The organism is Methylobacter sp., assembly GCF_036845245.1.
Classification (GTDB): Bacteria; Pseudomonadota; Gammaproteobacteria; order Methylococcales; family Methylomonadaceae; genus Methylobacter_A.
On sequence record NZ_DAIUEH010000119.1, the window covers coordinates 1 to 2,361 of the forward strand.

At 44.3% G+C, this 2,361-nt stretch carries 5 protein-coding genes; all 5 read left to right on the forward strand.

Going from position 1 to position 2,361, the window contains the following annotated elements; translation table 11 throughout:
• Window positions 1–175: 175 nt before the first annotated feature.
• Window positions 176–646, forward strand: coding sequence for a hypothetical protein (locus tag V7051_RS24525; protein WP_333879383.1), 471 nt, complete (start codon window positions 176–178; stop codon window positions 644–646).
• A gap of 327 nt (window positions 647–973) precedes the next feature.
• Window positions 974–1,210: a DUF433 domain-containing protein gene (locus tag V7051_RS24530; protein WP_333879382.1), complete on the forward strand. Its 237-nt coding sequence runs from the start codon at window positions 974–976 to the stop codon at window positions 1,208–1,210.
• Window positions 1,207–1,560 (forward strand): DUF5615 family PIN-like protein, encoded by a 354-nt coding sequence (locus tag V7051_RS24535; RefSeq protein ID WP_333879381.1) that lies wholly within the window; start codon window positions 1,207–1,209, stop codon window positions 1,558–1,560. Before V7051_RS24530 ends, V7051_RS24535 begins: the two co-directional genes overlap by 4 nt.
• A 110-nt stretch (window positions 1,561–1,670) precedes the next feature.
• Complete coding sequence (locus tag V7051_RS24540; RefSeq protein ID WP_333879380.1) at window positions 1,671–1,895, forward strand: DUF6290 family protein; 225 nt, start codon at window positions 1,671–1,673, stop codon at window positions 1,893–1,895.
• A gap of 58 nt (window positions 1,896–1,953) precedes the next feature.
• On the forward strand, window positions 1,954–2,145 hold the full coding sequence (locus tag V7051_RS24545) for a type II toxin-antitoxin system RelE family toxin (protein ID WP_333879384.1): 192 nt from the start codon (window positions 1,954–1,956) through the stop codon (window positions 2,143–2,145).
• The last annotated feature ends 216 nt before the right edge of the window (window positions 2,146–2,361 follow it).

Genomic DNA, 2,361 nt, shown 5'->3' on the forward strand with positions numbered 1-2,361 from the left:
ACTGCGTGACCCTAGAATTAAGGCTTATTCAGGAGGATAGCGAAAGTCCTAATTAATAAAAAATTACAAAGCCGATTATCTTTATAAAGATAATCCATCTGATCCTTTATTAAATAAAAATGGACTAACAGGATTATGCGGCAATGTAAATGAAAAAGATTCCCATAGGAATTATATGGGGCATAAGCCGTTCACACTCACGGTTGACGACCGTTATAATCCTATCTACCGTTTTAAATCGGCATCAGCATATAATGACGAAGATAAATATTATGGCCTTTTATTTTCTGCCAAACAGCTAGGATGCCTGCCACCCGATCTTTATGCAACTTATGATGAGCTAGATAAGAGAATTACAGGCAGAGTGATCGCACAATGGAACAGACAGCTGGCTTTCGATAGAGAATTTAAGAGTCATTTAACAGCGCGTAATAATTCTTTATCAACAACAGATAAACTTGATAGTTGGCGTAATGCCTCCGAATCAGAACGCACTAGGCTAAGTAAAATAATGGCTGATCGAGCCGATAAGCCCGGGCTCGATGCAACAGAATTAAACGACTGTATATCAAATACTGCTGGTGATGGAGGGCTTGATTATTTAACAATATCACAAACGGCGGCAGTGTGTATTATGCAAAAGTAAAGCTGCTGGGGGCAGCAAAACGCTGATCTGGGACTATCCCCGGCCTTTTTCAAGCCAAGTAAGGGCGCATCGCGCCCCATTTTTGCTGGAGCCCTTCGACAAGGCTCAGGACAGGCTTCCAAAACTGAACTCCCAAGCTGGAGCTTCACTACCATTTAAGTTAAGAAGACAATGACACCGTAGGAGCGGGCCGCGCCCGCGATATTTAGGCGGCGAGCAGGGTTGTAGTTCCTTCATCGCGGGCATGGCCCGCTCCTACAACGCTTAACTTAATGGCAGTGAGCTGGAGCTTGGGAACCAACAAACACTATTTAAACGGTGACTGATATGACTGAATTATTATCCGAGCGGATTACGATTGATACTAACATTTGTCATGGCAAACCGACTATACGGGGCTTGCGTTATCCGGTTGAAAATATCCTGGAATGGCTAGGTTCCGGCATGAGCGTCGATGAGATTCTCGCAGATTATGAGGACTTGGAAAGAGAAGACATTATGGCTGCATTGGAGTTTGCCTCTCGTCTTGCCAAGGTTAAACGGATTGAAATACTGGCCGCATGAAATTTCTTGTCGATACGCAGCTGCCGCAGCATCTTGCGGCAAGTCTGAAATGGTCGGGACACGACGTTTTGCATACCTTGGATTTGCCGTCTGGAAACCGTACACCGGATTGGCGGATCAACGAGATTTCGGTTGCGGAGCAACGCATTGTCGTTACTAAGAATGCTGACTTCGTTAACTCGTTTTTGCTTTCGGGAGTGCCTTATAAACTGTTATTAGTGTCGACAGGAAATATTAGTAACCGGGAGCTTGAAGACCTATTCGTGAAAAATTTATCCGCGATTGTTGGGGCACTGGAAATCTATGAGTTCGTGGAAATCACCCGTACATCGTTGATTGAACATAAATAGCCCGGAGATATAAGATTGGGTATGCTGTTTATGCCCTACATCAACATGCGCAAAATATTGGGCAACGAAAAAATGTTGTCTAACCTACTTCACTCAAGGGAGAAAATCAGATGGTGACATTAGAATTGGATGATGAAACAGCAACTCTATTAAATCAGTTAGTAGAGCAGGAACATATCAGTCCGGCGCAACTGATTAAGAATGTGCTGCTTGAGCATCTGGAAGATAGTCAAGACGCAAAAAAAGCCGATGACGCTTATCAGCGTTATCTTGAAGGCGGCAAAATATCTCACAACTTAAACGACGTGGTAAAAGAGCTTGGCTTGGACAGTTAAGTTTTCTGATGATGCTAAACGGGATTTGCAAAAACTCGACAAGCCACTATAAAAAAGAATTGCGTCGTTTCTCCTTGATCGGCTACAAACTACCGACAATCCTCGCTTAACCGGCAAAGCCTTGCAAGGCAAGCTTTCCGGCTTGTGGCGCTATCGAGTAGGAGACTTTCGATTGCTATGTCGCATTGAAGATAACGAGCTGATTATCCTGGTTATCGAGATTGGTCACCGTAAAGAAATTTACAAATAACGCGATAAAACGCACCGGCTTATCGCGCTGAAACTTCGAATACCGCATTCCCAATGCTGAAGCTTAAGAGCCAGCGTCCAACATAAGGCCTGTTAATGATCACTGAACTTCCTGTTGCCTCTATCTCCCATGCCATTCAGCTTGCTGTGGCGCCCGTGTTTTGTAAGCGTCCGCTTTCCCCACCTATGTTAAATGCCCGGAATGATCGATCCTTAG